The organism is Pseudomonas sp. 31 R 17 (genome assembly GCF_900004915.1).
Taxonomy (GTDB): domain Bacteria; phylum Pseudomonadota; class Gammaproteobacteria; order Pseudomonadales; family Pseudomonadaceae; genus Aquipseudomonas; species Aquipseudomonas orientalis_A.
Genome location: NZ_CVTN01000065.1, coordinates 163,663 through 169,984, shown reverse-complemented (window position 1 = coordinate 169,984; position 6,322 = coordinate 163,663). Strand labels below are relative to the sequence as shown.

The window sequence follows — 6,322 nt, the reverse complement described above, 5'->3', positions numbered from 1 at the left end:
ATTCAAGCCTGCGTTCGGCCAGCGTGGTTTAACGGGGCGCCTGAGATCAAGATCAAGAGCGACTCGCTTCGCATCGTGGTTACGGTTGGGCGCTACAGAGTTGTGTAGATACCTATGCCCCCTCCCACACAAAGCGAACCGCAGTCAGAAAGTCAGGGTGCTGGACACTGACACCTGTCGTGCATCGCCGATGGATACAAACTGCGTGTTCACCGACGAGGTGTAGTAGGTACGGTCAAACAGGTTCTTCACATTGAGCTGGAACTTGACCTTCTGCCCCTCGAGTCGTGTGTCGTAGCTGGCGAACACATCGGCCACGGTATAGCTCGGCAGTTCAAAGCTGTTGGCCGCATCCCCTGCCCGCTCACCGACATAACGCGCTCCGGCGCCGACGCGCAGTTGATCACCGCCCAGGATGCTGCCGAAGTCGTACACCGCCGACAGCGAGCCGGTGTTTTTCGCCACGTTCTGCAGGCGATTGCCTTTGAGGCTCGGGTCTTCGGTGACCTCGGCATCGGTGTAGGCGTAACTGCCGATCAGGCTCCACTGGTCGGTCAACTGGCCGCTGGCATCCACTTCCAGCCCACGGGAGCGCACCTTGCCCGCCACGCTGTAGACCGAGGTCAAACCGTCGCCCACCTGCACCAGCACATTGCGCTTATCAATGGTGAACAACGCCGCGCTCGCGGTGATGCGCCCCGGCAGGTCGAACTTGGTACCCAGCTCCCACGCTTTGGACTCTTCCGGGTCGAGGCTGCCATCCAGTACGGTCTTGTTGGCCAGCGGCGCAATGGTGGAGTTGGGTTTGAACGACTCGGTATAACTGCCATAGAACGACAGCTCATCGGTGTAGCGATACACCAGCCCGGCGCGCGGCACCCATTTCTGGCCGTTGCCATCGGTGTTGGCGGTGAACGGCACGCCTTTGCCGGCGTATTGGTCGTACATCTGGTAGCGTGCGCCGCCGACCAGGATCCACTGATCGTTCAGGTGAATGGCGTCCTGGAAGAACAACGAGTCGCTGCGCAGCAGGTCGGTCTGATTGCTGTCCGGCGCGCTGACTTTGGAGCCTGCCACTTCGTTGCCGTATACCGGGTTGTTGTAGTTGAAAACGCCACGCGGTGTCTGGCGGATCAGGTCGGCGCGGTAGATTTTGCGGTATTCGTCATCCAGGCCGAACACCAGGTCATGCTGCATACCCGCCACATTCACCTTGCCTTCCAGGCTGGCGGTGGCGAAGCGGTCGGTGGTCAGCGCGCCCTGGGTGCCGTCCATGCTGCGGGTCAGGGTGCCGTTGGTGTTGACCTTGACCACGCGTACCTGGCTGGCGTCGTAGGTTTCGCGGTTCCAGCTGTAGCCAAAATGGGCTTTCCAGTCGTCGTTCAAATCATGATCGACGCTGAGGCGGTACAGGTCGGAGCGGCCCTCCATGTTGTTGAACGGCTCATCCAGACGGCGGGTGGCGGGGATGTTCAGCGGATGGTTGGTCCTGGGATCGATGGCGGTGCCACGGTCGAACGGCGAAAGAAATTCGCGGTGCTCATAGGCCAACACCACTTGGGTGGTGTCGCCGTACCATGCCAGCGAGGGCGCCACCAAGGTCTCGCGGTGGGTACCGTAGTTGCGCCAGTAGTCTTCATCTTGATGGTCGACGATCAGGCGATAGGCCAGGCCGCTGTCACCCACGGGGCCGGTGGTGTCCAGGCTGCCGCCGCTGCCGTTCTTGCCGCTGCCGAACGTCGAGCCGCGCGCGGTCAGGGCGGTGGACTGCACCAGCTCGGGCTTTTTGCTGACGATATTGACCACGCCGCCGGGGTCCTGGATGCCATACAGCAACGACGACGGGCCCTTGAGCACTTCGACACGCTCGGCCGTCGCATTCAAGGCACGGCCCTGCACCACCGGCATGCCGTCCTTCATGATCGAGCCGTTACGGTTGTCGCCAAAACCGCGCAGCATCACCGCGTCCTGGGTACTGCCGAGGGTATTGGACTGGGTGATACCGCTGATATTGCCCAGCGCATCATCCAGATTGCGCGGTTGTTGATCGCGCAGCACTTGAGCCGGGACCACGTTGACGGTCTGCGGGGTCTCCAGCAGCAGGCCACGGGAGCGCATCACCGAGCTGGTCGGCGGCGGCTGGTAACTGGTGCTGTCCTGGGCGAGGTTGGCGCCGCTGATGGTGGTAGCGCCGAGATTGACCGCGCCATCGGTTGGCACAGGTTCCAGGGCCAGGGTGCGGGCGTCGATCCGGCGGAAGGTGAAGCCTGATTGACCCAGCAGGCGTTGCAGGGCCTGGGTCGCGCTCATTTGCCCGCTGAGCGCCGGGGCGTTGAAACCGTAGGGCGCTTCATCGGTATAGATCACGCTGATGCCGGTCACCCGGCTGAAATCACTCAGGGCCTGAGGCAGCGGTTTGGCTACCAGGTCAAAATTGAACCGGGCGCTTTGTTGCTCCTGCTCCTGCGCCTGCGCCTGCGCCACCGCCAGGGGCAGCAAGGCCACCCCCGACACCATCAGTACCGAGGCTCCCAGCCACTGTTTGACCCAACCGCCCGCCGTCGACTTCATGCTGTGAGAACCCGTGTAGAAAACGCTGTTAATGCGAATTGATCGCAGTTTCATGCACTACACGGATGGGCCGCAGGTTTACCTCACATCAGTGAGTAATTATTTTTTTGTTATTGCGCCTGGATGCGAAACCCCCACCGAGGGAAATGCACGTGCACGGTGCCGCCACGTTCATCAGTACGACGCAGAATCAGTTCTTCGCGCCCGGCAAACAGCAACTCACCGGCCACGGGGTCGACGCCATAGTCGATGGCCGCGATGGTCACCTGCTGTCCCGCCCTGAAGCCGTTCAAGTCCTCGAACGCCTCATCCGGCAGCGGTGCCGGGGTGGCATCGCGGGCGATCTTCAAGGCCTGCTCTGCGGTCATCGGACTGGCGGTGCCGTCGCCAACACTCAACACGCGTTCAAGCCAAGCCAACACGGCCGGATAAGCATCCACAAACGGCGCGGTGACCGGCGTGGCTTTCAGGAACCACAGTGAGTGGGCCAGGGCAAAGTCGGCAATCGAAGGCGCGCCGAACAGGAAATCGCCGGATTCGCGTTGTAGCTGTTGCTCCAGCCGCGTCATGATCGCCGGCCACTGATGCTTGGCCAACTCCGCCGGGAGCTTGCTGGCCGTGCCGCCACTGAACAGCGCGGCACGGTCGGCGATGAAGGCCTTGATGGCTTCGGGTGGTAATTTTCCGAAACGCACCGCCACCGACTCCGGCTGGAACACCAGGCTCACGGCGTGGGCGAACACGACGCTGTCAGCCCAGGCAGCGAATGCCTGGGTGATCATTTCCTGGCCCGGCGGAAACAGCGCAGGCGCAGCCTTTTCCTGCTCCAGACGACGCGCGATCAGCGCCGTGTCGCAATAGATATCCGCCCCCACCTGCAGCACCGGGGTTTTCCGATAGCCGCCGGTCAAGGCCGTCAGGTCGGGCTTGGGCATCACCGGCGAAATGTGTACGGAATGCCAGGAGAGCCCCTTGAAGCCGAGTAAAAGTCGAGCTTTTTGCGCAAAGGGTGAGGTTGGATAATGATGCAGGATGAGCTCGGACATACGAGGCTCCGGATGGCGAATGAACCAGCAGATTACCGCGCAAAAGGTCCCGACGGTGTAATGGGAACCTATCAGTCAGCGTGATGAGCCACTCGCCGCCAGGCACTCCTTGGCGCTCTTCTTCAGTTTCTTGATCAAGCGCTCCTGGCGCAACGCATCACTTTTGCTCGCGCATTGCTCGGTGTACACCAGCGCTATGGCCGGGCTGGACAGGAAAAACCGCGCCCCCTTGCCGCTCTGGTGCGAGGCAAACCGGCGCACCGGGTCGTTGCTGATACCGCAATACAGCGCGCCATTGGCGGCGCGCACCAGGTAGACGTACCAGGGCTTGGGTTCAGGCGTGCTCACGGATGGATTCGGCAAGGCAAAGGGGCGCCCAGTTTATCAACGACTGGCCTGGAATGCCTTCAAGCCTTTGTTCGCCTGGGCGCGCACAGCGTTTCGCACCAGCGGTGTCCACCCCAGCAGCAGGCCCTTGGTGCCCAACGCCTGGCGCGACCAGCGCCACAGGTCGAACTGATCATGGTGCTCGCAGATCTTGCCCTCGCGAAAGACGAAGCGCGCCTGGATATCGTTGACCACGGTATTGCCGGTCGCGCTGAACAAATAGGTGGCCACCCAGTGTGCACTGCCGGTGCGTTCATCACTGTTTACCTGGTCGAAGGTCAAGGAAAAATCCTTGGCCCGCGTGGTGAGCATGCGCCACATATCCCCCGCGTCACGGCCGCGCAGTTCACCAAAGGCCGGGTCGCTGAACACCACGTCATCGCTGTAGCAGGCGATCATGGCTTCGGCATCCAGACGCTGGAAGGCGCCGTAGAATCGGCTGATCAGGGCGTTGTGGGCATCACTCATGGGCAGGCTCCGCAGGGGTCGAAAGAGTAGGCGCACGATAAGCTGCCCACGCCGCCCTGGCTACTCTCATTCGCCAGGCAAATGGGCGGGCTACGGCGCTATGCCGGTACTGCGGGCGTAGGCGAACAAGTCAACGTCGGTGGAAATACTCAAGCGCTGCATGGCCGTGCTCTTCTGCTTGCTGATCGTGGAGACGCTGCGGTTGACCTGGGCTGCGATCTGGCTGACGGTCATGCCGCTTGCCAACATGCGCACCACCTCGCGCTCCTTGCCCGATAGCTGGGGTTCCTGGGACTGGTCACCGGTGCCGGCCTCCACCATCTGCATGCGCAGGCATTCGCTGACGAAGGTCTGTCCGGCCTGTATGGCCTTGATCGCCAGGGGCAACTCCTTGGCCGAGGCGCTTTTGGCGACCACCGCCCTCGCGCCATGGGCAAAGGCGGCGCGCAAGGTGGCGACATTGGCGAACATCGTCACCAGAATCACCGGCAACTGCGGATATTGACGATGCAGCAGGCCCAACAGGCAATAACCATCAGCCTGCTGGCCGCCGGGCATGGCGAAGTCGGTGACCAGTACGTCGCACGGTGTATGACCCAGCACGCCTAGCAGTTGATCGGGGCCGTCGGCTTCACCGACCACCTTGCACTTGCCATTCGCCTCGATCACGACTTTTTGCCCGACTCGGACAATGGGGTGATCGTCAGCAATAATTACTCTAAGCATAGGCACCCACGAATGATGGCAACTTGAATCCGCGCAAAATACCTCTGCCTGCGATCATCAACAACTGCTAACAAAGAGCCGCTTGCGGCCTAACCCAATGTTCAGTAGCGGCCACTTTTTGGACTACAACACAATAGGAAAGCGCCTACAGTCAAAACCAGATAGCTATAGAGATGAATGCTCAGCACCAGCATTCTTCAAATATCGGACAGGTAATCGAGATAGGTGCACAGCTGTGCCTCGAACCCTTCCAACTGCGCGTGATGCGCAGCGACGCCATCGCACAGGACCTGCCTGATCACACTCACGGCGCTGGTTTCCAGGCCCGCGCCCCCCAGAAACACCAGGCTGCCGATCAACCGATGCAAGTGCTCGGCGGTCAGTGATGCGTTCAACGTCGCACGCGCATGGCGTAACACACGCAGGTCCTCCCAAGCCTCCACCAGCAGGCTTTCCAGCAATTGGTCGACAATGACGTCGCTGCCAAACGTGGCGACCAGCGAAGCACGGGTTGGCCAATTGATAATCGGCATCGCGGCTTCTTTTCCGGCGCGCGGGCTTTCATCGCCCGGCAACCAGCGCACCAGTACAGCATGCAATTGTTCAAGCGTCAGCGGCTTGACCAGCCAGGCATCCATGCCGGCCTTGCGGCAACGTTGCGGGCTGTCGTTTTGCAGATTGGCGGTCAAGGCGATGATCGGCACTCGCTTCAACCTGTTTTCGCGCTCGTGTCGGCGAATGGCGCGGGCCATGCTGTAACCGTCCATGAGGGGCATCCGGCAATCGCTGATGACCAGGTCGAAGGGCCTATGGGTAAAGGCGTCCAACCCCATGAGGCCATTGGCGGCAAGCTGATGGCCGAGGCTGAGTTTTTGCAGCAGCCAACCCAATAACAGGCGATAGGCCGAATGATCCTCCACCACCAGCACATTCAGGTGCTGCCAATGAGGCCGGGGGGAAAAAGGCGGTTTGACTGTCTGGCTCGCTCCTGCGGTTGAACCTCCTGGCGAGCCCATCAGTACCTCTTCGTGGTGGTTAATCGGGCAGCCGTTTGCGGCATTGGCGCAGTCGCCAGGGCGAGCTGTCACGCAGCAGCGCCAGACATACTCTTTCGAAGGTTATCG

6 protein-coding genes are annotated in these 6,322 nt (G+C 61.2%); all 6 read right to left on the bottom strand.

What is annotated here, in order from left to right:
- Positions 1–144 precede the first annotated feature (144 nt).
- A complete protein-coding gene (locus tag BFP89_RS13040) occupies positions 145–2,571 on the bottom strand; it encodes a TonB-dependent siderophore receptor (protein ID WP_065885887.1) in 2,427 nt (808 codons plus the stop codon).
- A gap of 110 nt (positions 2,572–2,681) precedes the next feature.
- Positions 2,682–3,617, bottom strand: coding sequence for a glutathione S-transferase family protein (locus BFP89_RS13035; protein WP_065885886.1), 936 nt, complete (start codon positions 3,615–3,617; stop codon positions 2,682–2,684).
- Between the two features lie 75 nt (positions 3,618–3,692).
- On the bottom strand, positions 3,693–3,965 hold the full coding sequence (locus tag BFP89_RS13030) for a GIY-YIG nuclease family protein (RefSeq protein WP_065885885.1): 273 nt from the start codon (positions 3,963–3,965) through the stop codon (positions 3,693–3,695).
- 36 nt (positions 3,966–4,001) lie between these two features.
- Positions 4,002–4,472: a nuclear transport factor 2 family protein gene (locus tag BFP89_RS13025; RefSeq protein WP_065885884.1), complete on the bottom strand. Its 471-nt coding sequence runs from the start codon at positions 4,470–4,472 to the stop codon at positions 4,002–4,004.
- A 90-nt stretch (positions 4,473–4,562) separates the two neighbouring features.
- Complete coding sequence (locus BFP89_RS13020) at positions 4,563–5,198, bottom strand: response regulator transcription factor (RefSeq protein WP_065885883.1); 636 nt, start codon at positions 5,196–5,198, stop codon at positions 4,563–4,565.
- Positions 5,199–5,395: 197 nt separating this feature from the next.
- Positions 5,396–6,214: a response regulator gene (locus tag BFP89_RS13015; RefSeq protein WP_065885882.1), complete on the bottom strand. Its 819-nt coding sequence runs from the start codon at positions 6,212–6,214 to the stop codon at positions 5,396–5,398.
- Positions 6,215–6,322 lie beyond the last annotated feature (108 nt).

What these genes read in the sequence shown, in the direction of transcription:
- BFP89_RS13040 (WP_065885887.1), bottom strand. Translation starts at nt 2,571, where the DNA reads ATGAAGTCGACGGCGGGCGGTTGGGTCAAACAGTGGCTGGGAGCCTCG.
- BFP89_RS13035 (WP_065885886.1), bottom strand. Translation starts at nt 3,617, where the DNA reads ATGTCCGAGCTCATCCTGCATCATTATCCAACCTCACCCTTTGCGCAA.
- BFP89_RS13025 (WP_065885884.1), bottom strand. Translation starts at nt 4,472, where the DNA reads ATGAGTGATGCCCACAACGCCCTGATCAGCCGATTCTACGGCGCCTTC.
- BFP89_RS13020 (WP_065885883.1), bottom strand. Translation starts at nt 5,198, where the DNA reads ATGCTTAGAGTAATTATTGCTGACGATCACCCCATTGTCCGAGTCGGG.
- BFP89_RS13015 (WP_065885882.1), bottom strand. Translation starts at nt 6,214, where the DNA reads ATGGGCTCGCCAGGAGGTTCAACCGCAGGAGCGAGCCAGACAGTCAAA.